Origin of the sequence: Streptomyces coeruleoprunus (assembly GCF_039542925.1) — a bacterium.
Taxonomy (GTDB): Bacteria; Actinomycetota; Actinomycetes; order Streptomycetales; family Streptomycetaceae; genus Streptomyces; species Streptomyces coeruleoprunus.
This window is the reverse complement of sequence record NZ_BAABIT010000001.1, coordinates 2,999,704-3,025,689: the sequence shown is the minus strand read 5'-3', so window position 1 is coordinate 3,025,689 and position 25,986 is coordinate 2,999,704. Positions and strand designations below refer to the sequence as shown.

At 70.4% G+C, this 25,986-nt stretch carries 16 protein-coding genes; 9 read left to right on the top strand and 7 right to left on the bottom strand.

Annotated features, from left to right (window positions below):
• Positions 1-27: 27 nt before the first annotated feature.
• Complete coding sequence (locus ABEB09_RS13115) at positions 28-7,119, bottom strand: polymorphic toxin-type HINT domain-containing protein (protein ID WP_345690070.1); 7,092 nt, start codon at positions 7,117-7,119, stop codon at positions 28-30.
• Positions 7,120-7,477: 358 nt separating this feature from the next.
• Between ABEB09_RS13115 and ABEB09_RS13110 the strand changes: the two genes are divergently transcribed.
• Positions 7,478-12,382 carry an FG-GAP-like repeat-containing protein gene (locus ABEB09_RS13110; RefSeq protein ID WP_345690069.1) on the top strand — a complete coding sequence of 1,635 codons (4,905 nt, stop codon included), beginning with the start codon at positions 7,478-7,480 and terminating at the stop codon, positions 12,380-12,382.
• 81 nt (positions 12,383-12,463) lie between these two features.
• On the opposite strand, the gene ABEB09_RS13105 is transcribed toward ABEB09_RS13110, so the two are convergent.
• A complete protein-coding gene (locus ABEB09_RS13105; RefSeq protein ID WP_345690068.1) occupies positions 12,464-12,871 on the bottom strand; it encodes a DnaJ family domain-containing protein in 408 nt (135 codons plus the stop codon).
• Positions 12,872-13,065: 194 nt separating this feature from the next.
• A complete protein-coding gene (locus tag ABEB09_RS13100; RefSeq protein WP_017948713.1) occupies positions 13,066-13,269 on the bottom strand; it encodes a cold-shock protein in 204 nt (67 codons plus the stop codon).
• A gap of 269 nt (positions 13,270-13,538) precedes the next feature.
• On the opposite strand from ABEB09_RS13100, the gene ABEB09_RS13095 reads away from it, so the two are divergent.
• On the top strand, positions 13,539-14,390 hold the full coding sequence (locus ABEB09_RS13095) for a menaquinone biosynthetic enzyme MqnA/MqnD family protein (protein ID WP_345690067.1): 852 nt from the start codon (positions 13,539-13,541) through the stop codon (positions 14,388-14,390).
• Positions 14,391-14,418: 28 nt separating this feature from the next.
• Here the strand turns inward: ABEB09_RS13095 and ABEB09_RS13090 are convergent, their stop codons facing one another.
• Complete coding sequence (locus tag ABEB09_RS13090; RefSeq protein ID WP_345690066.1) at positions 14,419-15,465, bottom strand: alpha/beta hydrolase; 1,047 nt, start codon at positions 15,463-15,465, stop codon at positions 14,419-14,421.
• A 213-nt stretch (positions 15,466-15,678) separates the two neighbouring features.
• Between ABEB09_RS13090 and ABEB09_RS13085 the strand changes: the two genes are divergently transcribed.
• The 4 genes from ABEB09_RS13085 to ABEB09_RS13070 all read left to right on the top strand — a co-directional run bounded on the left by ABEB09_RS13085 (position 15,679) and on the right by ABEB09_RS13070 (position 20,086).
• The gene (locus ABEB09_RS13085) at positions 15,679-17,373 is read left to right on the top strand and encodes a serine/threonine-protein kinase (protein ID WP_345690065.1); all 1,695 of its coding nucleotides are present in this window, start codon (positions 15,679-15,681) and stop codon (positions 17,371-17,373) included.
• A 65-nt stretch (positions 17,374-17,438) separates the two neighbouring features.
• Complete coding sequence (gene mqnC / locus ABEB09_RS13080) at positions 17,439-18,635, top strand: cyclic dehypoxanthinyl futalosine synthase (protein ID WP_345690064.1); 1,197 nt, start codon at positions 17,439-17,441, stop codon at positions 18,633-18,635.
• 7 nt (positions 18,636-18,642) lie between these two features.
• Positions 18,643-19,242, top strand: coding sequence for an imidazolonepropionase-like domain-containing protein (locus ABEB09_RS13075; protein WP_345690063.1), 600 nt, complete (start codon positions 18,643-18,645; stop codon positions 19,240-19,242).
• Between the two features lie 148 nt (positions 19,243-19,390).
• On the top strand, positions 19,391-20,086 hold the full coding sequence (locus ABEB09_RS13070; RefSeq protein ID WP_345690062.1) for a demethylmenaquinone methyltransferase: 696 nt from the start codon (positions 19,391-19,393) through the stop codon (positions 20,084-20,086).
• A 15-nt stretch (positions 20,087-20,101) separates the two neighbouring features.
• Here ABEB09_RS13070 and ABEB09_RS13065 read toward each other — a convergent pair whose 3' ends face one another.
• Positions 20,102-20,641, bottom strand: coding sequence for a GNAT family N-acetyltransferase (locus tag ABEB09_RS13065; protein ID WP_345690061.1), 540 nt, complete (start codon positions 20,639-20,641; stop codon positions 20,102-20,104).
• A 107-nt stretch (positions 20,642-20,748) separates the two neighbouring features.
• On the opposite strand from ABEB09_RS13065, the gene ABEB09_RS13060 reads away from it, so the two are divergent.
• On the top strand, positions 20,749-22,035 hold the full coding sequence (locus ABEB09_RS13060) for a geranylgeranyl reductase family protein (protein WP_345690060.1): 1,287 nt from the start codon (positions 20,749-20,751) through the stop codon (positions 22,033-22,035).
• Here ABEB09_RS13060 and ABEB09_RS13055 read toward each other — a convergent pair.
• On the bottom strand, positions 22,001-23,008 hold the full coding sequence (locus ABEB09_RS13055) for a GlxA family transcriptional regulator (RefSeq protein WP_345690059.1): 1,008 nt from the start codon (positions 23,006-23,008) through the stop codon (positions 22,001-22,003). The two genes, ABEB09_RS13060 and ABEB09_RS13055, sit on opposite strands and share 35 nt — an antisense overlap.
• Positions 23,009-23,129: 121 nt before the next feature.
• Between ABEB09_RS13055 and ABEB09_RS13050 the strand changes: the two genes are divergently transcribed.
• A complete protein-coding gene (locus ABEB09_RS13050) occupies positions 23,130-23,999 on the top strand; it encodes an NAD(P)-dependent oxidoreductase (RefSeq protein ID WP_345690058.1) in 870 nt (289 codons plus the stop codon).
• Positions 24,000-24,092: 93 nt separating this feature from the next.
• On the opposite strand, the gene ABEB09_RS13045 is transcribed toward ABEB09_RS13050, so the two are convergent.
• Complete coding sequence (locus ABEB09_RS13045) at positions 24,093-24,911, bottom strand: C40 family peptidase (RefSeq protein WP_345690057.1); 819 nt, start codon at positions 24,909-24,911, stop codon at positions 24,093-24,095.
• Between the two features lie 692 nt (positions 24,912-25,603).
• On the opposite strand from ABEB09_RS13045, the gene ABEB09_RS13040 reads away from it, so the two are divergent.
• Positions 25,604-25,963 carry an NADH-quinone oxidoreductase subunit A gene (locus ABEB09_RS13040; RefSeq protein ID WP_345690056.1) on the top strand — a complete coding sequence of 120 codons (360 nt, stop codon included), beginning with the start codon at positions 25,604-25,606 and terminating at the stop codon, positions 25,961-25,963.
• Positions 25,964-25,986: the final 23 nt, after the last annotated feature.

Below are 25,986 nucleotides of genomic sequence, written 5' to 3'. Positions count from 1 at the left end.
TCAAGGCCCCTCAGGGCTCGGGATTCCTCAGGACGCCTTTATGGTGAACAAGACCCATGCTCCCTTGTGCCCCTGATAGCCCTTCTCGACCCTCATGAGCACCAGGGTGAGCTTTTGGGCGTCTCTTACCGCTCCGGAGTTGTTGGCCACCCGGCCGATCGGTGAGCTGAAGCCAAGACTGAACTCCTTCCGGTCCCCGCTCGTAGCCTTGGCGGCCCACTTGTTGATCGCCGTCCGGTGGTGATTGACGACATCGTTGATGCGAGCCTGCGCCTGACTGGAATGCAGCATGGAAGCCACGTTCGTCTTGGGGTCGTTCTTCGCGCGGTCGATCAGGTCGTTGTCGGAGATGTCCAGGTGCGACTTGGGGTGGGCACCCTGAATTCCGTCGTCCTTGTCCAGGTCTCCACAGTTGTGTACGAGGACCGGGGCGGCACCCGCGGCCACATAGTACGTGTGAATGTCCGCGACGGTCAGGTTGTAGACCGCGGCCTGCTGGGTCCAGCGCTTGACCGCGGTGATCCGGACGCGGGTGCCCGCGCCGGTCTCCAGCGAGTCGCCCGACTTGAGGTCCGTGGCCTTGATCCACTCGCCGAGTTCCGGCACCCAGAACGGGTGGCCGTCCGTGGCCGTGGCCTTCGCCGTCTTGTCGCCCTTGTCGCCGTCCGTGTCGATGGTGATCTCGACCAGGTTCTTGGCGCCCTTGCCGATGATCTGGGCGGTGACCTCCTTGACCGCCGTCTCGCCGGTCTTGGGATCCTTCGCGACGACCTTGTCGCCGGGCTTGACGTCCTTGATGGGCTTGGTGGTCCCATCGGCCATCAGGACCTTGGTCTCCGGGGTGAAGCTGTTCACCCGGCAGGACTCGCCGGCGCCTCCGTCGCCGTGGCTTCCGTCGCCGCCTCCGCCGTCGCCGTCGCTGTCGGCTTTCTCCGCTGCTTTGGCTTCTACTTCGTCGGCTTTCGCCTTTTTCGCAGCCTTGGCCGCATCAGCTTGTTTCTTCCAGTCGGCCATGTCCTCCGTGTACTTGGCCATGGCCTGGGCGTCGGCGTCGGCCCGCTTGACGATGCCGGTGGCCCAGCGGACCTCGTCCTCCCACTTGCGGTAGGCGCTCCACGCCTTGTCCAGCGCCTTCAGCAGCCGCTTGGCCTTGCCGGCGAAGGGGACCGCCGCCTCCAGGGCGATCATGGCGCAGGTGCCCACGTTGCCGTTGAGGCAGTCGACGACGTCGTTGTAGCCGCTGGCCTCCTTCACCGCCTCCTTGGCCACGTGCATGACCATGTCCATCTTGGACTGCTTCTTCAGCCACCTGGCGCGCTCCACGTCCTTCTTGCTGACGCTGGGCGTCGGCTTGGACGGGGCCGGCGGGACGCCACCGGACAACGACAGGTACTTCTTGTAGGCGGCCTTCGCCTGCTTGTAGAGCTTCATGAAGAAGCCCCAGAACTCGCCCGAAGGGTCGCTGAAGGTGATGGGGCTGTTGTTGGCGTACGCGTACGGGTTCATCGTCTGCGACTCGGCCACGTCCATCTTCGGGTCGACCGAGATGAACCGTCCGAGTGCCGGGTCGTACTCGCGTGCGCCGAGGTGGGTGAGTCCGGTGGACTCGTCCATCGTGCCGCCGACGAAGCCCTTCTCGCTCGGCCACATGGACGGCTTCTCGCCGCGTGCCTCGCCGAACGGGGTGAACATGCGGCGGCTGACCGCGCCCGTCGTGGCGTCGACCGCGGTGGTCGCGGTGCCGTTGTGGTCCGACAGGAGGTACGACGTCGTGACCTTGCCGGCCTCCGCCGTGCGCACCATGACCGGGCCGGCCGGGTGCTGGTAGTAGCGGGTGCCCTTCTTGATGTCGCCGGCCTTGTCCAGCTGGACCTCCGTACCCGGCAGGTACAGGGTCGTGCCGTTGGGGTCGCGGCGGATCAGGCGGTTGCCGCCCGCGTCGTAGACGTACTCGGTGGACTTGGCCTTGTCGCCGGTGCCCTCGGTCACCTTCTCCAGGCGGCCCTCGAGGTCCCACTGCAGGTCCTGCGTGGTCCCCATGACCGTGCGGCGGGTGGTGTTGCCGACCTTGTCGTAGCCGAAGGAGTCCTCGCGCTCGCCCTCGGGGCCCTTGGTGCGGACCTTCATGAGCTTGCTGGTGGTGGTGCCACCCTCGGCGTACTCGTAGTCCCGCGTCACGTCCTTCGACGTGTCACCGGTGACGTCGTGCTTGACCTCCGTCTTGCGGTTGCCGGCAGCGTCGAACGTGTACGACGTCCAGTACGGATTCGGGCCGCCGACCTGCGGCTTGGCTCCCGGGCCCGCCGGGGCGCCGCAGTCGTCGGCCTTCGCCGACGTCCAGGCGTCCGTCATCCGGCGCAGGTAGTCGTACGCGAAGCACTGCGTGTCCGTCGTGGCCGCCGTCGGGTTGGCACCCTGAGCGTCCGTGATCTTCAGGATGTTGCCGGACTGGTCGTACGCGGTGCGCACGTCGCTGATCCGGGCCGTGCTCGTCTCGCCGACCTCCTGGTCGTGGACCGTGCGCAGCGGGCGGCGGGTCTGCTCGTCGAACTCGCGGCTCGTGATGAGCTGCTTGCCCGCCGGACCCACTCGGGTACGCAGCACGTCACCCAGCGGCGTGTACTCGGTCTTCGCCACGAACGTCTTGCCCGCGACGGCCATCGTGTTGACCTGGTCGAGCCCGTTGTAGCCGAGCGACATCCGCTCCTGCGGCAGACCTGCCACCGCCGGCTGCGTCAACGTCTGCGGCATGCCCGTCGTCTTCGTGTACGTGGTGCTGAACACGTACTCGCCGGCGAGCTTGCCCTCGGACGGCGGGATCACCAGCTTCGTGCCGGTGGCGCGGTACTCCTGGTCGTAGCCCGTGATGGCCTGCGTGTAGGCGTTGCCGTTCACGAAGCGGGTCGCGGACACCGGCATGCCGAGCGCGCCCGGCAGGGTGTCGTAGGTCTGCTCGGTGAGCTTGCGGCCCTTGAGCGACCCCTCGTACGTCCCGGTGATCCGGCCGATCTTGTCGTAGTCATAGGCGATGGTCTTGGCCGGGTCGCGGCCGTCCGTCGTCGTCAGGACGCGGTCGCCCTTGTCGAAGGTGGTCTTCGTGATGCCCTTGTCGGGGTCCTTCGACTCGTACATCCGGCCGCGCAGGTCGTACTTGTACGACCAGACGTTGCCGGCCTGGTCCGTGACGGACTCCAGCATGCCGCGGCGCTCGTACGTGTACGTCGTCTTGTCGTACGCGCCCGAGGGACCGTCACCCTTGAACTGGCGAAGCTCCAGCTTGCGGCCCTGTGCGTCGACCACGGACATGGTCGGCGTCTCGCCCTTGGGCGGGTCCACCGCGACCCAGTCACCGCCGTACGTGGTGGTGGTCCGCCAGGTCTCCTCGCCGAACTTGCGGGCGATCGTGGCGACCGGGCGGCCCTGGCCGTCGTACTCCATACGGGTCGAGGCCGGGACCTTGTTGTCGTCCGAGGTCCACAGTCCGGGCGACGCGTCCTTGTCGTTGAAGTGGGCGCCGTTCTCCTTCCAGATCAGGCCGCGGCTGTCGTAGAACGTGTCGGTGATGACCCGACCGCCGTCCAGTGCCGGCTGCTGGGTCTGCCGCAGGCGCAGCGCGCCGTCGTAGATGTCGTACGAGACCCGGTAGTCACCGCGCTCCAGGAGCTTCTTGGTGGTGACGACGACCGGGGCGTCCGGGCCGACCGTGTAGCTGAACTCGGCGTCCGGCGTCTGCGTGGCCGGGTCCCGGTCCGGGGACCAGGTCTTCACCAGGCGGCCGAGCGCGTCGTACTCCAGCACCTGGCGGCGCTTGTTGGTGTCCTCCTTGGCGAGGGCCAGGCCGCGGGCCGGGTCCAGCTCGGTGGTCTCGGTGTGGCCGATCGGGTTGGTGACGACCGTCTTGACCGGCAGGGAGCCGGCCGCGGGGACGTACGCCGTCTTCGTGGTGTTGTTGTAGATGTCCGTCGAGGACGTCATACGGCCGTGCTTGTCGAAGGTCGAGGAGGCGTCGAGCCGGTAGACGGGCTTGCCGTCCTTGTAGTCCGACAGCGATTCGACCTTGGTGACGTTGTAGGCGGCGTCGTAGGACATCACCTTGTCCGAGGCGACGTCGGCCGGGCGCGCGACGCTGCTCGCGTCACACGCCTTCGTCAGCGTCTCCACCCGCTTCTGCGGCGTGTAGACGTGCTTGTCGTCGTCGTTGACGTACTCGTACCGCGTGCACGTGTCGTCGTCCGTCTTCGCCAGGTCACCGCGGTCCGTGGTGTGGCTGATCCGGCCCCGGCTGTCGTAGGCGTGCTCGATCTCCGTGCGGCGCTGGCCGCGGTTGCCGGAGAGGATCGTGCGGGAGGAGGCCTTCGCCGTGCCGGCCATCCAGGCCTGGAGCGGCTCGGCGCCCTCGGTGCGCTTGCGGGTGGCGGTCGGGCCGCGGACCCAGGGGGTGTAGAGGGTGGCGGACTGCAGGGCGCCGCCCTCGCCGTCGTAGTACAGCGATTCGCGGATCTGGCCGGCGTAGAGGCGGTGGTCGTCGACCGTGCCGCCCTCGCTGTCCTTGATCTTCGCCTCGCGCTTGCCGGTGGGCAGCTTGTCGCCGTCCATGCCGCGGAAGTAGACGGTCTCCACCTGGGAGCGCTTGTCCGGGGCCTTGCCGACGAAGGTGCGGACCTTCTCGTAGCCGCGCCACTGCGACCAGGTGCGGGCCTTCTCGCTGAGCAGCTCGCTGTCGTCGTCGTACGCCCAGGCGGGGTCACCGATGTACTGGAACGTGGTGACCTTCGTCGGGGACGTGCCGTTCTTGTCCTCCTCGCGGACCTCGTCGACGCGGTGCTTGTGGAACCAGTCCGTGAAGTACTTCTTCTTCAGGCCGGTCTCGTCGGTCGGGTCGGGGACCTCGTTGATCACCGGGTAGCAGCGCATCGTGTTGCTGTGCGCCGCCGACGGGAGCTTGTGCGGGGTCGTCTCGGTCGAGCACTCCGTCTTGGCGTACTCGACGGCGATCCGCGCGCCCGTCTCGGTCTGGATGGTCTCCACGCGCCAGCGCAGGAAGGGCGGGTTGCCGTCCTTGTCGTTGTCGACGCGGTTCGGCAGCTGCTTGCCCTGGAAGATCACCGGCGGCAGGGAGACGGCCTTGCCGTTCTTGCCGGTGTGCTGGATCTGGTTCAGCCACAGCGGGTAGTCGCCCGCGACGCCGCCGTCACCGGTGGACTTGAAGTCCTGGGTGAGGGTCCAGGTGTCGACCGGCTGGTGCTTGCCGTCCTTCAGGATCTCCGTGTTGACCGCGACGAGCCGCTTGCGGGTGAAGAACGTCGGCGCGTAGCGGTCCTTGCAGTCCTTGCCCTCGGCGCACAGCTGGTCGGCCGGCACGTCGGGCCAGTTGCGGGTGACCTCCCACTTGGCCTCGGAGGTCAGCTTGGACTCGGCGCAGTCGAACGTCGTGGTCTTCACGCAGCGCTCGTCGACGTCGAAGACCACCTGGGCCGGGGCGGCCGCGAACAGGTCGTCGCTGCGCAGGCCGTACGAGATCCGCTTGAGCCAGCCGCCGCGGTCGTAGGCGCGGTTGGTCGACTTGCCCTCGCGCGTGACGTTGGAGCCGTAGTGGTTGCGCTCCTTGCCGTACCAGTACGTCATGGCGTTGCCGCGCAGGTCCACGACGTAGTCGAGGTTCCAGCGGTACACCTGGTCACAGACCGAGTTGGCGTAGGAGGCCTGGTGGCACGGCTCGTTCGGGTGGTTGCCGTACACCGGCACCGACCAGGCGGAGTTCGTCTCGGCCTTGCCCGACGCCCAGCCGGGCAGCCGGTCCATGCCGAAGTAGTACTGCACGCCCTCCTCGTTGGTGACGCGCCAGTACTCCTTCTCCTTGTCCCCGTTCGCCGCGCCCTTGAGCAGCTCGACCTTCGAGCCGTCGTCGCCGGCCGGGATCCACTTCTTCGACTTGTCGTCCAGGACGAGCTGCGTGGAGCTGCCGTTCAGCGACAGCGTGACCACCGGCGGTCCCTGGCACAGGTCACCGGTCGGGTGCTTCGGGTTGTTGTAACCCGAGCCGTCCTTGCGGTCGTTGGAGCAGGGCACGTACTGGCGCTCGATGAAGTTCGCGCCCGTGTCCCAGCCGTCGCCGACCCAGCTGCTCTGCTGCGAGGACGCCGAGGAACGGCCGTCCACGCTGGCGGAGGAGTAGCTCAGGCCCAGCGTCGGGCCGGGGCCGCCCAGCGAGGACGGGATTTCCATCGGGTACGACCAGGTGAAGTCACCCGAGGAGCCGCCCGCCTGCCACGAGCCCGACGGGCTCAGGGACGTGGCCCGGTAGTCGCCCGACGGGCCGTTGGGCGCGGCCGTCGCGGCCAGCACCGTCGCACCCGCCCGCGCGCCGGCGGCGGTCCTGGCGGAGGACGTACGGGCCGCCGTCGCGGCCGGGGGCGCCTGGACGGTCGCCGTCAGCGTCCCCTTCGCCTGGTCGTTGGTCGTCGCGACCGGCGTACGCGTCTGGCACTCCGCCCTCTGCGGCGTCGTCAGCGAGCACGCCGGCATCGCCACGAACCGCAGACGCGAAGCCCAGCCACCGCCATAGGCGTTGCGGAAGCCCTTGTAGTCGAGCTCCACCGACACCGGCGCGGACGCCGGCGCCCCATCGGTGCGCCGCACCTTCAGCAGCACACCGTCCACGCCCGCCCTGTCGGCCACGGCGCGGTCGGCGACCTCCACCTGGGCGGAGACGGACGGCTCGGCCGTACGGCCCTTCGCGCCGGAAGCCCCGGCGGCGGCCGCGGGAGCCGATGCGGCCAGGCGCACCGGCAGGGAGCCGGCGCGTACGCGCGGGGCCGGAGCGCCCGTCTTCGCCGCCAACTTCACCTCGGCGGAACCCGGCTTCGGCCACGCCACCGACGGGGACCCGGTCCAGGTCCGCTTCGGTGCGGGGGTCGGTGTCGAACCCCCCTTGGCCGGTTCGCCCGGTACGTTGACCAGCTTCTGCAGGTCCGGCAGCTTCCCGCCGGCCGCGACGGCGTCCGGGGTCGTCTGCGGGAGCGCGGTCAGGAGCAGAGATGTGGCGAGCGCGGGCAGTGACCAGCGTATCGCCGTGCGTATTCGTCTGTGGGCATGGGTCTGCCCACCCCGTTTTGGCATAGAGATTTCCCCACTTCATCCCCCGTGAAAAAACAGTCGGGCGAAAGCTACCACCGGGTTGATCACCCCGGGAGCCCGGTCCCGTTGCCCGGTACCGGGTCGCGAGCGGCCCATCCGGCCTGCTAGAAAGCACGGCGGGGGGCGCACGTCCATCGTTCGTCACGCTGAGCGACGGGGGTGCGAGGGCGGGGGAAACCGGAATGCTTCGCACCGGAATGCCTTGTGCGCCGCCCCGTGCACATCGACCACTGCACCGCAAGGAAACGGGCGGGAAAAAATCTCCATGAGACATGTACCGAGAAGGGTCGGCAGCGACCCGGGGGGAACATTCGGAAAGGCTGTCTCGGCAGTATTGCTGATGGCTCTTTCCGCGGGAATGGTGACCCTTTCCCCGGCGGTCGCGTCAGCGGCCGAGAACACCACGGCGGGGAGTTCCGACTCCGCCGCGCAGGACCCGGCGCGCGCGGACATCGACGCCGCCGTGAAGAAGGCGGCCGACACCGGCGAGCGCGTCGAGATCGTGTCCGAACGCACCGAGACCGACGAGACGTTCGCGAACCCGGACGGGACGTTCACCGTGGAGCGGGCGCTGATCCCGATCCGGGTGCGGCAGAACGGCAAGCTGGTCTCCGTCGACACGCGACTTTCCGCCACTGACGATGGCCGAATAGCGCCGAAGGCCGCCGGAATGTCCGTCTCCTTCTCCGGGGGCGGCAACGGCGACTTTGCGCGAATGGTGAAGGACGGGCGCGAAATCTCCCTGTCCTGGCCCGGAAACCTCCCCGAGCCGGTCGTCTCCGGCCGGACGGCCACCTACCGGGAGGTCCTGCCCGGCGTCGACCTCACCGCCACGGCCGAGGTGGACTCGTTCTCCCACGCGCTCGTGGTGAAGAACGCCGAGGCCGCCAAGAACCCGGCGCTGACCTCCATCACCTTCGGCTACACGAGCAAGGGCCTCGACCTGAAGGCCGGTCAGGACGGCCGGCTGGAGGCCGTCGACCCGACGGGTACGGCCGTCTTCTCGGCGCCCCAGCCGAAGATGTGGGACTCGGCGGGCTCCGAGGACCAGGCCGCGGCCCGGGCGCAGGCCAAGGCCCAGGCCCCGACCGAGGACCAGGCCAAGGACCAGGCCCGGGCCGGCGCGGCCGCCAAGGCCCGTACGGCCCGGTCGGCGATGACCTCCGCCCCGGCCGCCGAAGCCCCCAAGCCGACGCCCCGGCCCCTCGCCGAGACGCTGACCGGCGCCACCGAGGGCTCGCGACAGGCGGGCCTCGGCGTCCAGCTGACTGACCGTGCGCTGACCCTGCGCCCGGACAAGGAGCTGCTGACCGATCCGGGGACCGTCTACCCCGTCGTCATCGACCCGGTGTGGGCGAAGGACGCGTGGAAGAACGCGTGGTCCATCGCGTACAAGCACAGCAATGTCGGAAACTCCGACGACACCGTCTACTGGAACGGCGGAACGATCTCGGACTTCGCCCGGGTCGGCGTCGCCAATGACACCCAGCGCGGCGGAACCGTCCGCGCCAACACGTATTTCCGCATCGGCACCGGAAACGTGTGGGGCAAGCAGATCCTCCGCTCCACGCTGCGGATCAAGCAGACCCACGCCGGTTCCTGGTCGTGCAAGTCCGGCGCCATTCAGGTCCGCGACATCGGAAAGACCCTCCCCACCAACATCACCTGGAACAGGCAGCCCAAGTGGGGCAGTGTCATCGATTCCTCCGGTGAATCCTTCGGCGGCCGCAACTGCCCCGCCGACACGGCCGGTCTCGTCGAATTCGACGTGACGGACGCGATCAGCAGGGCGGCGAAGGGGAAATGGGGCTCCTGGGCCTTCGTCCTCACCGCGAAGAGTTCCGAGGTCGACGTCTCCTGGCGGAAGTTCGACCCGCACTCGGTGCGCGTCTCGACGTACCTGAACACCGTTCCGGGCAAGGCCACGAGCCGGTCGACCGACCCGTCCGTGCCCTGCACCGGCGGCACCTTCGGCACCACCGACTACATCACTCTGCGTGCCAAGGTGAACGACGCCGAGGACAACAACCTCACCGCCGAGTTCCACTACGCGCTGAACGGCGACTCCACGCCGGAGGTCGGCAAGGACAAGGCCACCCGCGGCTCCGTGGCGAGCCTGCGGATCCCCACCAAGGACCTGAAGTCCGGTACGTACTGGTGGGACGTCAGGGTGAGTGACGGCACCGCGAACGGTCCCTGGGCCGGCAAGTGCTCGTTCACCTTCGACAAGACCCGGCCCTCGAAGCTGCCCGGCGTCACGTCGGCCGAGTTCCCCGCCGAGAAGGACGGCAACCCGGCCCGCACCGACGGCAAGTTCCTCTTCACTCCCGCGGGCGTGACCGATGTCACCCGGTACGTCTGGTGGACCGACTCCGACACCCGCGAGCGGTTCGTCGACGCGACCAAGCCCGGCGGCCCCGCGAAGGAGCCCGTCACCTACCGGCCGCTGAACGCGGGACCGCAGTACATGTACGTCCGCAGCCTCGACGCCGCGGGCAACCGCTCCGACCTGAAGACGTACCTCTTCTACGCGACCCGGGCCCCGCACCGCGACAGGCCCGGTGACCTCAACGGCGACACGACCATCGACCTGTGGTCCGTCGACCCGGGCAGCGGCGCGCTGTGGATCCACCCGGGCCAGGGCAACGGCAAGTTCGGCCTGGGCCGCCAGGCGGACGACGCGTCCTTCGGCGACGCCGTCCTCACCCACCGCGGCAGCTGGAACGAGGACTACTACGAGGACCTCGTCGCCCTGCGCCCCGGCCTGGAGGACCCGGCCCTCAAGGAACTGTGGGTCTACGCCAACCGCGGCGACGGCGAACTCGGCGGCACCGACAGCGAGCGCTGGCCGCTGGAGGTCGCCGTGGACGACGCCAACCACTGGCGGAACGCCGAGCAGGCGCTCACCATCGGCAGCGTCAACGACGACAACGCCGACGGCAAGGTCGACCACAACGACGCCCCCGACCTGCTGGTCAAGACGGGCGGCGAGCTGTGGCTCTACCTGGGCAGCCAGGGCAGCCCGCTCCTCGACGAGGTCGAGCCCGTCTCGCTCGGCAACGCCGACTGGCAGAACATGACCCTCCTCGCGCCCGGCGACCTCAACAAGGACGGCCTGCCGGAGCTGTGGGCCCGGGACACCAAGAGCGGCAAGATCCACCAGTACACCAGCCGCCCGAGCACGGTCGAGGGTGACGTCACCGCGGCGGACCTGAGCGTGTACGGCGACCCCGCCGTCCGCGCCACGTCCATCGGCAGTGGCTTCACCGCCGCCGCGTACCCGCACCTGTCCACCGAGGGCGACTTCGAGGGCGACGGCTTCGCCGACCTGTGGTCGCGGGACGGCCAGGGCAACGGCGTCGAGTTCCCCGGCAAGGCCCTCGCCGACGGCTCCGCCTTCGGCCCGGCCCGCCCGCTGGTCACCGGCGGCACCCCGTGGGGCACCTGTGAGTCCTTCGAGTCGAAGGCCACCGGCAAGCACACCCTGTGCGGCCCGATCCTCGCCAAGTACAAGGCGCTCGGCGGTCCGGCCGGCTTCGGCTACCCGGACACCGACGTCGTCACCGCCCCCGACAAGATCGGCCGGTACACCCACTTCCAGGCCCCCGGCACGACCGCCAACAACCGGTCGATCTACTGGAGCCCGGACACCGGTGCCTGGGAGGTCCACGGCTCCATCTGGGCCAAGTGGACCGAGATGGGCCGCGAGGGCGGCATCCTCGGCTACCCCACCTCCGACGAGCGTCCCACCAGCGACGGCGTCGGCCGGTTCAACACCTTCAGCAAGGCCGGCAAGGGCAGCGGCATCTTCTACGCGCCGGGCATCGGCGCGCACGAGGTGCACGGCGCGATCTACAGCCGCTACCTCGCGCTGGGCGGCCCCCGCCGCATCGGCTACCCGATCGACGACGAGAAGGCCACCACGCCGAAGGCCGGCGCGTACCAGCGCTTCCGGTTCCGCGACGAGGAGACCTACAACACGTCCATCTACTGGAGCAAGGCCACCGGCGCCTGGCCCGTCCACAACGCGATCATGGCGAAGTGGACCGAGCTGAAGTCGGAGAACAGCTGGCTGGGCTTCCCCACGTCCGGCGAGTACCAGGTGACCGGCGGTGTCCGGGCCGACTTCGAGAACGGCTACGTCCGCTGGAACCGCGCGAGCGGCACGACCACCGAGCACAAGCCCGACGACCGGACCGCCCACCTGCGGACCGACCTCGCGGGTGACGTCAACGGCGACGGCCGCACCGACATGATCACCGTCTACAACTATGGGAACGCCACCACGGGCATCCACGTCCTGACCGCCGACACCGACGGCGGCGTCCGCCCGCCCAAGGAGGTCTGGACGAGCAACCGGGGCTCCTTCGACGCCACCCGCGCCAAGTGGGCCGCCGGCGACTTCAACGGCGACAAGCTCGCCGACGTCGCCGCGTTCTACGGCTACGCGGACGGCTCGGTCGCCATGTGGACGTTCGTCGGCCAGAAGGACGGCGGGTTCAAGCCCCTGAAGAGCGCCGCCCTGCCGGCCAAGAGCTGGTACATGGAGCGGGTGATCTCGGTCCAGGCCGGTGACGTCAACGGCGACGGCAGGGCCGACCTGACCGCCGTCTACGACTACGACGACGGCCAGACGGGCGTGCACAAGTTCCTCGCCCGCGCCGACGGCGGCTTCGACAACCCCGTCCGCGGCTGGAACTCCGGCGACGGAAACTGGTGGGCCAAGAACGCCCGCTACACCATGGGCGACGCCAACGGCGACGGCCGCGCCGACCTGATCGCCTTCTACGGCTACAGCACCGGAGCGGCCGCCCTGTGGACGTTCCCCGCCAAGGCCGACGGCACCCTCGACAAGCCGGTCAAGTCGTGGAACGTCGAGCCCGGCAGCTGGGACCGCGACCGGATCGAGCTGACCAGCGGCGACTACAACGGCGACAAGCGCGCCGACGTCGGCGTGATGTACCGGCACGACGGCGGCGTGACCGTGATGCACACCTTCACGGCGAAGGCGGACGGCGGCTTCAACGCCCCGGTCGCCGGGTGGAAGTCGAACCCGGAGGGCTGGTACGCCAGCAGCTCGGGCATGCCGCTGTCCGGCGACGCCGACGGCGACGGCCGGGCCGACGTCCTGATCATGTACAACTACGCGATCGGCGCCACCCGTGCCTTCACCTTCCCCGCCAAGGAGGACGGCACGTTCGACAACCCGCAGCGGTCCTGGTACGCGGAGCCGGGCACCTGGTGACCCGGACCGGATAGCGCACCGGTGAACGACGGCCGCCGGGCACCCTCGGGTGCCCGGCGGCTGCCGTATGTCAGGCGCGGATCACGCCCTTCCGCCGCGCCCGGCCCGCCAGTCCCGAAGGAGCTCCTCCACGTCGAACGGGGTGAGCTTCAGCGGCGGACCCGGGGGAGGGCGGCGGACGGCCGCCGCGATCTTCTCGCTGATCCCGTCGACGATACGGCGGACCTGGCCCTCCGAGACCGCGCGGCCCACGGCCCGCAGCGCGTCCTCCGCCTCCTTGCGCAGGGCCAGCGTGGGCGGCAGTGCGGACAGCCCCTCGCGATGGAGCTTGCCCTTGATCCACCACAGCTCGTCGTAGGGGGCGCTGTCGTCGGGCAGCGGTCTGCCCAGGCCGGAGAGGTGGTCGAAGTCACCCCGCTCGGTCGCCTCGCGGATCTGCTTGTCCACCCATGACTCGAAGCTCACACCGGGGGGTTTCCGTTCGGTCATGCCTCCGATCGTACGGCGGCACCGCGGAACGGCCCAGTGCGCACAGTGACCGGAACGGCGCGGATTGTGTCGCGCCAGGCCCGATCCGGCTGGGAAACAAAGGCAGGAGCCCCATTCCGTACCGGAATACGGAATGGGGCTCCTTGGGTCTAGCTAAGTCGGGGCGATCGCCGCCCGGTGACGTCGGAAAGACGTCAGGCCGGGGTGACGTTCTCCGCCTGCGGGCCCTTCGGGCCCTGCGTGACGTCGAAGTTCACGACCTGGTTCTCCTCGAGGGAGCGGAAGCCGGTCGCGTTGATCGCGGAGTAGTGGACGAAGACATCCGGGCCGCCGCCGTCCTGGGCGATGAAGCCGAAGCCCTTTTCAGCGTTGAACCACTTGACGGTTCCGGTAGCCATAAGCCCTCCTTGGGCCAAAGGGTTGCCCTGCTCCAGAACCTGCAAACAAGTCTGAAAACTACAAAAGCCTGCGGGTCACATGCTCCGCAGGCTCTGTACTGCAAGGGAAACCAAACTGCAACTTGCGTTGAGCCTAGCACGCAGCGTGCGGGCAGCGGTAGAGGTAAAGATCACGGCACCAGGACGTCACCCGGACGTTTGAACTGCGCGAAGGTGCTGACGGGCACCCGGTCGCGCCCACCAGGTGAGACGGGGTCTAGCCTCACGATGTGGACAAATCTCGGCGGAACCGGCCACGTGTCGGACACATCCAGTTCCTGAACTGCCTGCCCCTCTACTGGGGCCTGGCCCGCACCGGGACCCTGCTCGATCTGGAGCTGACCAAGGACACGCCGGAGAAGCTCAGCGAGCTGCTGGTGCGCGGTGATCTCGACATCGGGCCGATCACCCTCGTCGAATACCTCCGCCACGCCGACCGGCTCGTCGCCTTCCCCGACATCGCCGTCGGCTGCGACGGCCCCGTCATGTCCTGTGTGATCGTCTCCCAGCGGCCGCTCGGCGAGCTGGACGGTCAGCCGGTCGCCCTCGGCTCCACCTCCCGTACGTCCGTACGGCTGGCGCAGCTGCTGCTCGCCGAGCGGTACGGGGTCGCCCCCGCCTACTACACCTGCCCGCCCGACCTGGGCCTGATGATGCAGGAGGCGGAGGCCGCCGTGCTGATCGGCGACGCCGCGCTGCGGGCCTCGCTGCACGACGCGCCCCGGCTGGGGCTCCAGGTCCACGACCTGGGGCTGATGTGGAGGGAGTGGACGGGGCTGCCGTTCGTCTTCGCCGTGTGGGGCGTGCGCCGCGAGTACCTGGAGCGGGCCCCGCAGCTCGTGCGCCAGGTCCACGAGGCGTTCCTCGCCTCGCGGGACCTGTCGCTGGAGGAGGTCGGCAAGGTGGCGGAGCAGGCCGCGCGCTGGGAGTCCTTCGACGCCGAGCTGCTGGAGCGCTACTTCACCACGCTGGACTTCCGGTTCGGTGCCCAGCAGCTCGCCGGCGTGCGGGAGTTCGCCCGCAGGACCGGGCCGACGACCGGTTTCCCGGCCGACGTGCGGGTCGAGCTGCTCGGCACCTGAGCCCCTGTCAGGCCCCTTACCCGGCCCGTCAGGAGGCGGGGATGGGGGCCTGCATGTGCTCGCTGATCCACTGGATCGAGCCGTCGCCCATGCCCTTCACATAGGTCTTGGCGTTGTGCTCGCCGTCCTGGATGACCTCCAGACGGGTCTTCACCGGGCCCTTCGTGTACTTCTTGGTGAATGACCGGAGGTTGTTCAGCCCGGATTCCTTCGTGCCGATCTGGAACGCCAGATACACGTCCTTGTCCGGTCCGGACGGCTGCGCGGACAGCGCCTCGGCGAGCTTTTCCGGGTTGTTCGCCGCTTTCTCCGCCTCGTGCCCGGCCCACAGCGGGGAGTCCGGCACGGTGTCCGGGCCGGACGCGATGACCGCCTTGAACTTGTCCGGGTGCTTCAGGACCGACTTCAGCCCGACGAAGGCGCCGGACGACGAGCCCATGAAGGCCCAGCCGTCGCGGGACTTGAACGTACGGAAATTCGCCCTGACGAAATCGGGAACGTCCTCCGTCATCCAGGTGCCCATCTTGGCCTGGCCGGGTATGTCGCTGCCGTCGTAGTAGTACTTGTCGTCCGGGTTGAGAACCGGCATCACCACGATGAACGGCAGGGACTTGCCCTCCTTGGACCACTTGCTGATGCTGCTCTGCAGCTTCAGGTCGGTGCCCATCCAGTAATTCTTCGGGTAGCCGTTGCCGCCGGGCAGCGCGATCAGCACCGGGAAACCGCTGTTCGCGTACTTGGGGTCGAAATACTGCGGCGGGGCCCACACCCAGACGTCGCCGGTGAAACCGGACTTCTTGCCCTCCAGCGTCGTCTTGCCGATCTTGGTGCCGTCGTCGACGGTGTTCTGGGTGGTGAACTCAGCCTTCGGGCCGGTCGGCATCAGCGTCTTGGCGGCCGCCTCGCCGTTCTTGCCGTCGTCCGTGCCCCCGCCGCCCCGGCTCCCGCCGGACGCGCCGGAACCGGCGGTGCTGCTCGGGGTGTCGAAGGAGACGGGTTCACCCGAGCAGCCGGTGGCCAGCGCGAGGGAACCGAGGGCGACGGCGGCCACGAGCGCCTTGAGGGGACGTTTCATGGGGAGCACTCCGGATCGGGATGTGGGGTAGTGCGCTGCCCGACGGGCAGCCGCTTCTGGCACGGCGGGGGCGTTTGTGGATTACGGCCAGGTAGATGGCGTAATGCCCCGGCCGGTTGGCTCCGGGGGACGGGCAATCGCCGTGATCCGGCCCACCCGGACCTCTACGCTGCTGGGTGACGCGTACGAGAACGGTCGGGGGGAGCGCACGTCATGCAGCCGCTGGAGCCGGGCGAACCACAGGTCATCGGCCCGTACCGGCTGCTCGGCAGGCTGGGTTCGGGCGGCATGGGCCGGGTGTACCTGGCCCGCAGCGCGGGCGGCCGGACCGTGGCGGTCAAGGTCGTCCACCCGCACTTCGCGCTCGACGAGGAGTTCCGGGCGCGGTTCCGCCGTGAGGTGGAGTCGGCCCGCAGGGTCGGCGGTCAGTGGACCGCGCCCGTGCTGGACGCCGACCCGGAGGCGCCCGTTCCGTGGGTGGCCACCGGGTACGTGGCGGGGCCCTCGCTGGCGCAGACCGTCGCCGCCCACGGGCCCCTGCCCGAGGCGTCGGTACGGGTGCTGGGCGCCGGACTGGCCGAGGCGCTGGCGGCGGTGCACGCCCTCGGGCTCGTCCACCGGGACGTCAAGCCCTCCAACGTGCTGCTCGCCCTGGACGGACCCCGCCTCATCGACTTCGGCATCGCCCGCGCCACGGACGGCACCGCCTCGCTCACCTCCACGGGCGTGTCCATCGGCTCGCCCGGCTACATGTCGCCCGAGCAGATCCTCGGCAAGGCCGGACAGGGCGTCACCGGCGCCACGGACGTCTTCTCGCTCGGCGCGGTCCTGGCGTACGCGGCGACCCGCACGGCGCCGTTCTCCGGCGACTCCTCGGCGGCGCTGCTCTACAAGGTGGTCCACGAGGAACCCGACCTGGACCCGTCGCTCCCGGCCGGGCTGCGCGACCTGGTCGCCGCGTGCCTCGCCAAGGACCCGGCCACACGCCCCGCGCCCGCCGACGTGGCACGCGCGCTGGCCCCCGGCGGGGCCGCCGCCCTCGCGGCGGGCGGCTGGCTGCCGGCCCCCGTCGTGGAGGAGGTCAGCCGGGCGGCCGTGCGGCTGCTGGACCTGGAGCCGGCGGCGGCCGACCCGTCCGGGTCGGGGCCGGTGCCGTTCACCAGCCCCGCCGTGGCGCCCGAACCGGCCGCCGCCTCCCCGGGCTCCGGGGCGGTCACCACGTCCGGCTCCTTCGGTCCGCCGCAGCCGCCGCACCCCCCGACGCAGCCCTCCGCGCCCCCGCCGGTGCGGGACGCGGTGCCCGGCCCCCGTACCCCTCCCGTCGCCCTCTCCGTCAGCACCACCTCGGAACCGGCCGGCCCCCGGGGCGGCCGCCGCGTCAGCTGCACGGTCGCCCTCGCCGTCGCGGGCGCCCTCGCGGCCGTCACCGTGGGCGCGGCCGTGCTGTTCGACCTGATCCCGGGCGGCGGCAGCAACAACACCGCGACGAAGCCCCCCAAGGCCTCGACGAGCGCCCAGCCCTCCGGCCCCGCCGACACGGCGCCCTCCGCGTCCGTGCCCCAGGAGTTCGCCGGCACGTGGAAGGGCCGCGTCCTCGTGCAGTTCCTCGGCACCGAGATCGACGGGGGCTCCTTCACCCTGGTGCTCAAGGAGGGCCGGACCGGCGAGCGGATCGGCACGGTCAGCCAGTACGACGCCCTCGGCAACTTCACCTGCGAGGACCACCTCGTCCTGCGCAGCGCCACCGAGGGCACCCTGGTCACCGACAGCGCGTCCGGCGGCAAGTCCGGCAGCATCTGCACGAGCGGCACCCACACCGTGAAGCTCACCCTCAAGGGCAAGCAGCTCGTCTACACCTCGGACGACGCCCGCGCCGGCAATCCGCGCGCCACCCTGGACCGCCAGTAAGGACCGTCAGATCGCTGGCGTAGGCTGGTCCAGCCCGTCCAGACCCTGCCGAAAGGTACGCCCCGGTGACCGAGAAGGCCGACCTCCAGTCCGTTCTCGACCGCGCCGCCGCAGGTGGGCGGATCACCCCCGAGGAGGCGCTCGACCTCTACCGGTCCGCGCCGCTGCACGCCCTCGGCGCGGCCGCCGACGCCGTCCGGCGCCGCCGCTACGCCGGTACGGAGCACATCGCGACGTACATCATCGAGCGCAACATCAACTACACCAACGTGTGCGTCACGGCGTGCAAGTTCTGCGCCTTCTACGCCCCGCCGAAGAGCGACAAGGGCTGGACCCGCGACCTCGACGACATCCTGCGCCGCTGCGCCGAGACCGTCGAACTGGGCGGCACGCAGATCATGTTCCAGGGCGGCCACCACCCGGACTTCGGCGTCGAGTACTACGAGAAGCACTTCGGCGCCATCAAGGAGGCGTTCCCGCAGCTCGTCATCCACTCCCTCGGCGCCTCCGAGGTGGAGCACATGGCGCGGATCTCCGGCGTGTCCGTCGAGGACGCCATCCGCCGCATCCACGCCGCGGGCCTCGACTCGTTCGCCGGCGCGGGCGCCGAGCTGCTGCCCGAGCGGCCGCGCAAGGCCATCGCGCCGCTCAAGGAGTCCGGCGAGCGCTGGCTGGAGATCATGGAGATCGCCCACGGCCTCGGCGTCGAGTCGACGTCGACGATGCTGATGGGCACCGGCGAGACCAACGCCGAGCGCATCGAGCACCTGCGCATGATCCGGGACGTCCAGGACCGCACGGGCGGCTTCCGCGCGTTCATCCCGTACACGTACCAGCCGGAGAACAACCACCTGAAGGGCCGCACGCAGGCCACGATCTTCGAATACCTGCGGATGATCGCGATCGCCCGGCTGTTCCTCGACAACGTCGCCCACATCCAGGGCTCCTGGCTCACCACCGGCAAGGAGATCGGCCAGCTGTCGCTGCACTACGGCGCGGACGACCTCGGCTCGATCATGCTGGAGGAGAACGTGGTGTCCTCGGCCGGTGCCAAGCACCGCTCCAACCGGCTGGAGATCATCGACCTCATCCGGAAGGCGGGGCGCGTCCCGGCGCAGCGCACCACGACGTACGAGCACATCGTCGTCCACGACGACCCGGCCGACGACCCGGTCGACGACCGCGTCGTCTCGCACATCTCGTCCACGGCCATCGAGGGCGGCACGGCCCACCCCGAGCTGAAGCTGCTCGCCTCCAACTGAGCCCGACATGCTGACGATCCACGTGGCCGAGGCCTCGCCCGCGTCGGCGGTCCTCGTCGACGGCGACCGCATCGCCGCCATCGGCCCGTACGAGGAACTGGCCGCCGCCCACCCCCGGGCACGGGTGCGGCGGTGGCCGGGCATCCTCACGCCCGGGCTGCTCAACCCGTACGGCCCCGAGCTGCTCGAAGCCACCTACCACCCGGACCCGCGCGAGGCCGAGGAGTTCGGCACCGAGCCCCTCACCGGGGAGCGCGCGCGGGCCGTGTTCCGCGCCGACGAGTCGCGGCGGGGCGCGAGCGCCCGGCGCGGGGTGCAGCGGATGCTGGCGCACGGCACGGTCGCCGTGGCCGGCGAACTGCGCGGCCGGGCCGCCCTCGACGCGGTACGCCGGGCGGGGCTCGCCGTCGGCCGGCGTCCGGACCGCCTGCCCGGACCGGCGTCCTTCTCCCCGGTCCCGCTCATCATGCTGCCGGCCCTGGCGCCGGGCGGCCCGGCCCGGTTCGCGGTGTTCGACGTGCCGGACCGCGCCACGCTCGTCCGCCGCGGCGCCTCGACCTGCGTCGCCACGGTCATCGCCGGCCGACTCGTGTACCGGCGCGCCTAGCCGAACGCAGCCCCTCCGGCGTTCGAGGAGCGGGGGGTTCGGGGGCGGAGCCCCCTGATTCGGGAAGGGGCGGGGTAGGGGAAAGACCCGCCGGACAAGGCCCAGGCCCGGGCGTCCCCGCGGGGGGCCGCCTGCTTGAATGGGCTGCGTGACCCGAGCAACGCTGGACAAGCAGCCGCACGAAGTCGCCTCGATGTTCGACCACGTCGCGGCGAACTACGACCTCACCAACGACGTCCTCTCCCTCTTCCAGGACCGGCGCTGGCGCAAGGAGGTGGCCAGGGCGGTCGACGCCCGGCCCGGTCAGAAGGTCCTGGACCTGGCGGCGGGCACGGGCACGTCCTCGCTGCCGTTCGCGGAGACCGGCGCGTACGTCGTGCCCTGCGACTTCTCCCTCGGGATGCTCCGCGAGGGCAAGAAGCGCCACCCGTGGCTGCCGCTCACCGCGGGCGACGCGATGCGGCTGCCGTTCCGGGACGGCGCCTTCGACGCGGTGACGATCTCCTTCGGGCTGCGCAACGTCCACGACACGGAGGCCGCGCTGCGCGAGCTGTACCGGGTGACGAAGCCCGGTGGGCGGGTCGTCATCTGCGAGTTCTCGCACGCGACGTGGGCGCCCTTCCGGAAGGTGTACGAGGAGTACCTGATGCGGGCGCTGCCGCCGGTCGCCCGCGCGGTCTCGTCCAACCCGGACGCGTACGTCTACCTCGCCGAGTCCATCCAGAGCTGGCCCGGCCAGCGCGAGCTGGCGGGCCTCCTCCAGAAGGCCGGCTGGTCGAAGGTGGCCTGGCGGAACCTGAGCGGCGGCATCGTCGCCCTCCACCGGGGCACGAAGCCCGCCTAGCCGGGGCGCCGGGCCCTACAGCTCCAGGCCGAAGCGCAGGCCCCGCGGGCCGGGCCGGCCCGGGAGGTCCAGCGCCTCCACCAGCTCCATGCCCAGTCGCCGCGCCACCGCGATCGACCGGGCGTTGTCCTCGTGGACCATGGCGACCACCCGCTCGACGCCCGCCGCCCGTACGCGCTCCAGCGTGGTGCGGGCGGCCGCCGTCGCGTACCCCTTGCCCCAGGCGTGCCGGGCCAGCCGCCAGCCGATCTCGATCTCCCCGGCCGGGCCCCACGCGTGCGGCCACGGCTGGGCGCCGGTGAAGCCGACGACCTCGCCGGCGTCGTCCAGCAGCGTCCACAGGCAGAAGCCGTGCTCGGCGTCGTGCCGGCGCTGGCGGGCGGTGAACTCCTGGTACACGGACAGCTCCGCGGGGCGTCCCCCGTGGAACTCCATGACCTCGACGTCGTCGAACGCCCGGTGCCAGGCGTACGCGTCCTCCTCCGTCGGGACCCGCAGGCCGAAGGCGGGGCCCCCGGAGGGCCGGACGGCGTCGGCGTGGAGCAGTTCGGTCATCGAGAGTGGCCCTTTCGGGTCGGTCGGTCGGGGAACAGCAGGTCCCCCTAGACTGCCCACGTCCAGTGCTTTCGGCACGCAATTTCGAGTCTTCGGGAGAAACCGCCGTGACCGAGCCCCTCTCCGAACACACCGCGGACGTCATCGTCGTCGGAGCGGGTCCGGCCGGCTCCACCACGGCGTACCACCTCGCGAAGGCGGGTCTGGACGTGCTCCTGCTGGAGAAGACGGCCTTCCCGCGCGAGAAGGTGTGCGGCGACGGGCTCACCCCGCGCGCCGTCAAGCAGCTGGTGGCCATGGGCATCGACATCTCCGAAGAGGCCGGCTGGCTGCGCAACAAGGGCCTGCGGATCATCGGCGGCGGCGTGCGGCTCCAGCTCGACTGGCCGGAGCTGGCCTCGTTCCCCGACTACGGGCTCGTGCGCAAGCGCGACGACTTCGACGAGCAGCTGGCCCGCCAGGCGCAGAAGGCGGGCGCCCGGCTGTACGAGCGGTGCAACGTGGGCGAGCCGATCGTCGACGACCGCACCGGGCGGATCACGGGCGTGCACGCGAAGCTCGGCGAGGAGAAGAAGCCCGTCACCTTCCACGCCCCGCTCGTGGTCGCCGCGGACGGCAACTCCACGCGCCTGTCGCTGGCCATGGGGCTGCACCGGCGTGAGGACCGGCCCATGGGCGTCGCCGTGCGCACGTACTTCACGACGCCGCGGCACGACGACGACTACCTGGAGTCGTGGCTGGAGCTGTGGGACCGGCGCGGCACGGGCCCGGACCGGCTGCTGCCCGGCTACGGCTGGATCTTCGGCATGGGCGACGGTACGTCCAACGTCGGCCTCGGCATCCTCGACTCGTCGTCCGCGTTCCGCGAGCTGGACTGGCGCGAGGTGCTGAAGGCGTGGTGCGCGTCGATGCCGGAGGACTGGGGCTTCACGCCCGGGAACATGACGCAGCCGATCCGCGGCGCGGCCCTGCCGATGGCGTTCAACCGGCAGCCGCACTACACGCGCGGCCTGCTGCTCGTGGGTGACGCGGGCGGCCTGGTCAACCCGTTCAACGGCGAGGGCATCGCGTACGCGATGGAGTCCGGGCAGATCGCCGCCGAGGTGATCGTCCAGGCGCACGCCCGCGCGACCCCGGCCCAGCGGGAACTGGCCCTGCGCGGCTACCCGAAGATCCTCAAGGACACCTACGGCGGCTACTACACGCTGGGCCGCGCCTTCGTGAAGCTGATCGGCAACCCGAAGGTCATGAAGATCGCCACCCAGCGCGGTCTGACCCACCCGCTGCTGATGAAGTTCACGCTGAAGATGCTGGCGAACCTCACCGACCCGACGGGCGGCGACGCGATGGACCGCATCATCAACGGCCTGTCGAAGGTGGCCCCGAAGTCCTGAACGCCGCCCGGTACGCGGTCGGGGTGACCCCGACCGCCCGGGCGAAGTGACGGCGCAGGTTCGTCGCCGTGCCCAGTCCGCTGCGCTCGCCGATCTGCTCGACGGGCAGGTCCGTCGACTCCAGCAGCGTCTGGGCGCGGGCGATGCGCTGCTGGAGCAGCCACTGGAGCGGGGTGGTGCCGGTGGTCTCGTGGAGCCTGCGGTGGAAGGTGCGGGGGCTCATCCGGGCCCGGCGGGCCAGGCCGTCCACGGTCAGCGGCTCCGTCAGGTGCTCGATGGCCCACTGGAGCACCGGGCTGAGGCTGTCGTCGTCGCTCGGCGGCAGCGGGGCCTCGATGAACTGCGCCTGGCCGCCGGTGCGGTGGGCGTGCACGACGAGGCGGCGGGCCAGCTGGTTGGCGACGGCCGCGCCGAGGTCGCGGCGGACCAGGTGGAGGCAGAGGTCGAGCGCGGCGGTGGCGCCCGCGCTGGTCAGGACGTTTCCGTCGTCGGTGTAGAGCACCGAGTCGTCCACGACGACGCGCGGGTGCCGGGCGGCCAGCTGGGCGGCGTGCTGCCAGTGGGCGGTGGCGCGCCGGCCGTCGAGCAGTCCGGCCGCGGCGAGCGCGAAGGCGCCGGTGCACAGCGAGACCATACGGGCGCCGGACGCGGCGGCCTCCCGCAGCGCGTCGACGAGGTCGGCGGGCACGTCCCGGTCGCCGTCGACGCAGTCCTCGGGGACGGACGGCACGATGACGGTGCCGGCGCCGACGAGCCCTTCGAGGCCGTGGTCCGTGCGCACGGCGAAGCCGGGGCCGTCGGGGCCGCCCGGGCCGGGGTCGGGGCCGCAGAGCCGTAAGGCGTACCAGGGGTCGGCCAGATCGCGGTGCGGGATGCCGAACACCGCCAGCGCGATGGACATTTCGTACATCTCCCAGTGCGTCGGACCGGACCCGTCCTGGACGACGGCGACGGCGACGGTTCCCGCGGTCATGCCCGGAGCGTACGGCAGGAATAGTGCGGAGGCGGGCAGTCCTGCCCCTGTCCGCCCCCTCGGCCCGCTGCGAGTGTGGATCTTGCAGAGAGAACCCGTACACAGAGGGAGAAACCTGGCCATGAGCCGTGAAAGTGTCACCGTGCTCGGACTCGGACAGATGGGATCGGCCCTCGCCGGTACGCTCCTGACGGCCGGTCACCCCACCACCGTCTGGAACCGCACCGCCGCCAAGGCCGACGCGATGGCCGCCCGGGGAGCACACCGTGCGGCGACGGTCGCCGAGGCCGTCGCGGCGAGCGAGCTGCTGCTGGTGTGCGTCCTGGACCACGCGGCCGTGCGGGAGCTGCTCGACCCGGTCGCGGGGGAGCTGGCGGGCCGCACGCTGGTGAACGTGACGTCCGGTTCGCCGGAGCAGGCGCGGGAGATGGCCCGGTGGGCCGCCGGGCACGGGGCCGCGTACCTGGACGGCGGGATCATGACGACGCCGCCGGGGGTGGGCGACCCGGCCCACATGTTCCTGTACAGCGGCTCGCCGGAGGCGTTCGCCGCGCACCGGGAGACCCTGGCCGTGCTGGGCGACCCGGTCGACCTGGGCCCGGACGCGGGGCTCGCCTCGCTGTACGACGCGGGGCTGCTGGGGCTGATGTGGTCGGTGTTCGGCGGCTGGCTGCACGCCACGGCGCTGGTCGGCGCGGACGGGGTGGCGGCGGGGGCGTTCACACCGGTGGCGGTGCGCTGGCTGAGGACGGTCGCCGGGTTCATGGAGACGTACGCCGGCCAGATCGACGCCGGGCACTACCCCGGCGACGACGCCACCATCGACGTGCAGCTGGCCGCGATCGACCACCTCCTGCACGCGGGCCGCGAGCGGGGCGTCGACGGGCGGCTCCCGGAGCTGCACCGCGAGCTGATGGCGAAGGCCGTGGCGGACGGCAACGGCTCGGACAGCTACGCCCGGATCATCGAGGCGTTCCGCCCGGCCCGCTGACCCCCGCGGGAGCGGTCCGGCGACGACGGCGAGGGCCGGCGCTCCCGAGTGGGGGAGCGCCGGCCCTTCGAGCTGCGCGGGGGACGGCCGCGGTCAGAGGATGCGGACCGCGCCGGACGGCGGGTCCCAGTCCAGGGACCGCTCGACCACACCGGTGCTGGGGTTCTGCGCGCCGACGTACTTGCCGCCGCCCACGTAGATCGCCACGTGGTACGAGCCGCTGCGGCTGCCCCAGTAGAGGATGTCGCCGGGCTGGAGGTCGCTGAGCGAGACGGAGGTGCCCATGCTCGACTGGTCGCCGGAGACGCGCGGCAGGTCGATGCCCGCCTGGCGGTAAGCGGCCTGGACCAGGCCGGAGCAGTCCCAGGCGTTGGGGCCGGTGGCGCCCATGACGTACGCGTCGCCGACCTGGGCGCGCGCGAAGTCCACGATGGCGGCGGCGGAGCCGGTCGCCGTCGAGCTGGAGGAGCCGCTGTCGCTGTCGGACGACGCGGACAGGGTCGTACGCGCGGAGGACCGCGAGGCGCGCTCCTGGGCCTCGGCCCGGGCCTTCTCCTCGGCCTCCTTGGCCTTCCGCTCGGCCTCGGCCTTGCGGTCGGCCTCGGCCTTGGCCTTCTTGGCGTCCTTGGCCGCCTTGACGGCCGCGGCGTCCTCCTGGGCCCGGAGCTCCTGGGTGAGGGCCTCCTGCTGGGTCGCCTCGGCGGAGGCGGCGACGGCGCTCGACAGGGACCCGGCCAGGTCGGGGTTGATCGTGGGCATCTCGATGGTCTCGGTCACCGGCTCGGCCTGGGCCGGCGCGGCGGCCACCGCGAGGGTGCTGAGGACGCCACCGGCAACTCCGGCGCGCAGCGCGAGCTTCGAGGAGCTGCGGCGGGGCTTCCGGTGGCTGGGTATGTGAGCGGTGTGGGACATGAGGACAACCGCTATCAGGGCGCCGCGGTTCCCATCAAGAAACGTGTGTTGCGCCACAGTTCGCCACGGAAGGGCCGAATCCGCTTCCCGGAGGCCTTTATTGACGCCGTAACGGACATTTCAGACTGTCGTGATCAGGCCCATGATCAAGGGTTTTCCGCGAAACGTCCGAATTGCCGCCCGCTTACCACTGGTTGACGCGGATGGCCAACACCGCTTTCTCCGGCCCTCCGCCGGAGTGGCGCAGGTCACAGAACGGCAACTCCCGGCGGGCTCTCCGCCTCGTGAACGGGCGCACGCGTCCACCTCCGTCCCCGAGGGACCCTCGCACGGGTGGGGTGAGTCCCTTTATCACCCGTAGGCGTCCAGAGCGAATTTGCCTGTACTGGGAATCGTTTGATAGTGCACGACGCCTCCGACCAGCGCAGACGGGCCTTGATGTCACGGATCGTGGCCACTCGGACACGTGTGGTGCGAAGATCACTGTTCATCCGAATTCATGATCGTTCGCCAGGTGGTAGAGATCACAAAGGCGTTGACGTACCCCGTGTCGCAGATCACAGATCCACGGGCATAGGATGCGAACCAATCGGGCTTGTGAACTGCCTCACATGTAAGCGATCTTTTCGAGGCGGCGAGACGAACGCCCGGTGCGGTCCAACGGTCAAGGACGACTGGAAGGAGCGAGGAGCGTGAATGCGTACACGCCCATCCTCGTGCTCGGCGCCCTAGGGGCAGCGTTTGCGATCTTCTCCGTGGTCATGGCCACGCTCATCGGGCCAAAGCGGTACAACCGGGCGAAGCTCGAGGCGTACGAGTGCGGCATCGAGCCCACACCCACGCCGGCCGGCGGCGGCCGCTTTCCCATCAAGTACTACCTGACGGCGATGCTCTTCATCGTCTTCGACATCGAGATCGTCTTCCTCTACCCCTGGGCCGTCAGCTTCGACGCACTCGGGCTTTTCGGGCTCGTGGAGATGTTGCTCTTCGTGCTCACCGTCTTCGTCGCCTACGCGTACGTATGGCGGCGCGGCGGCCTGGAATGGGACTGAGGGAGCCGAGGGGCTAGTGAGGG

What these genes read in the sequence shown, in the direction of transcription:
- ABEB09_RS13115 (WP_345690070.1), bottom strand. Translation starts at nt 7,119, where the DNA reads ATGCCAAAACGGGGTGGGCAGACCCATGCCCACAGACGAATACGCACG.
- ABEB09_RS13110 (WP_345690069.1), top strand. Translation starts at nt 7,478, where the DNA reads ATGGCTCTTTCCGCGGGAATGGTGACCCTTTCCCCGGCGGTCGCGTCA.
- ABEB09_RS13105 (WP_345690068.1), bottom strand. Translation starts at nt 12,871, where the DNA reads ATGACCGAACGGAAACCCCCCGGTGTGAGCTTCGAGTCATGGGTGGAC.
- ABEB09_RS13100 (WP_017948713.1), bottom strand. Translation starts at nt 13,269, where the DNA reads ATGGCTACCGGAACCGTCAAGTGGTTCAACGCTGAAAAGGGCTTCGGC.
- ABEB09_RS13090 (WP_345690066.1), bottom strand. Translation starts at nt 15,465, where the DNA reads ATGAAACGTCCCCTCAAGGCGCTCGTGGCCGCCGTCGCCCTCGGTTCC.
- ABEB09_RS13085 (WP_345690065.1), top strand. Translation starts at nt 15,679, where the DNA reads ATGCAGCCGCTGGAGCCGGGCGAACCACAGGTCATCGGCCCGTACCGG.
- ABEB09_RS13075 (WP_345690063.1), top strand. Translation starts at nt 18,643, where the DNA reads ATGCTGACGATCCACGTGGCCGAGGCCTCGCCCGCGTCGGCGGTCCTC.
- ABEB09_RS13065 (WP_345690061.1), bottom strand. Translation starts at nt 20,641, where the DNA reads ATGACCGAACTGCTCCACGCCGACGCCGTCCGGCCCTCCGGGGGCCCC.
- ABEB09_RS13055 (WP_345690059.1), bottom strand. Translation starts at nt 23,008, where the DNA reads ATGACCGCGGGAACCGTCGCCGTCGCCGTCGTCCAGGACGGGTCCGGT.
- ABEB09_RS13050 (WP_345690058.1), top strand. Translation starts at nt 23,130, where the DNA reads ATGAGCCGTGAAAGTGTCACCGTGCTCGGACTCGGACAGATGGGATCG.
- ABEB09_RS13045 (WP_345690057.1), bottom strand. Translation starts at nt 24,911, where the DNA reads ATGTCCCACACCGCTCACATACCCAGCCACCGGAAGCCCCGCCGCAGC.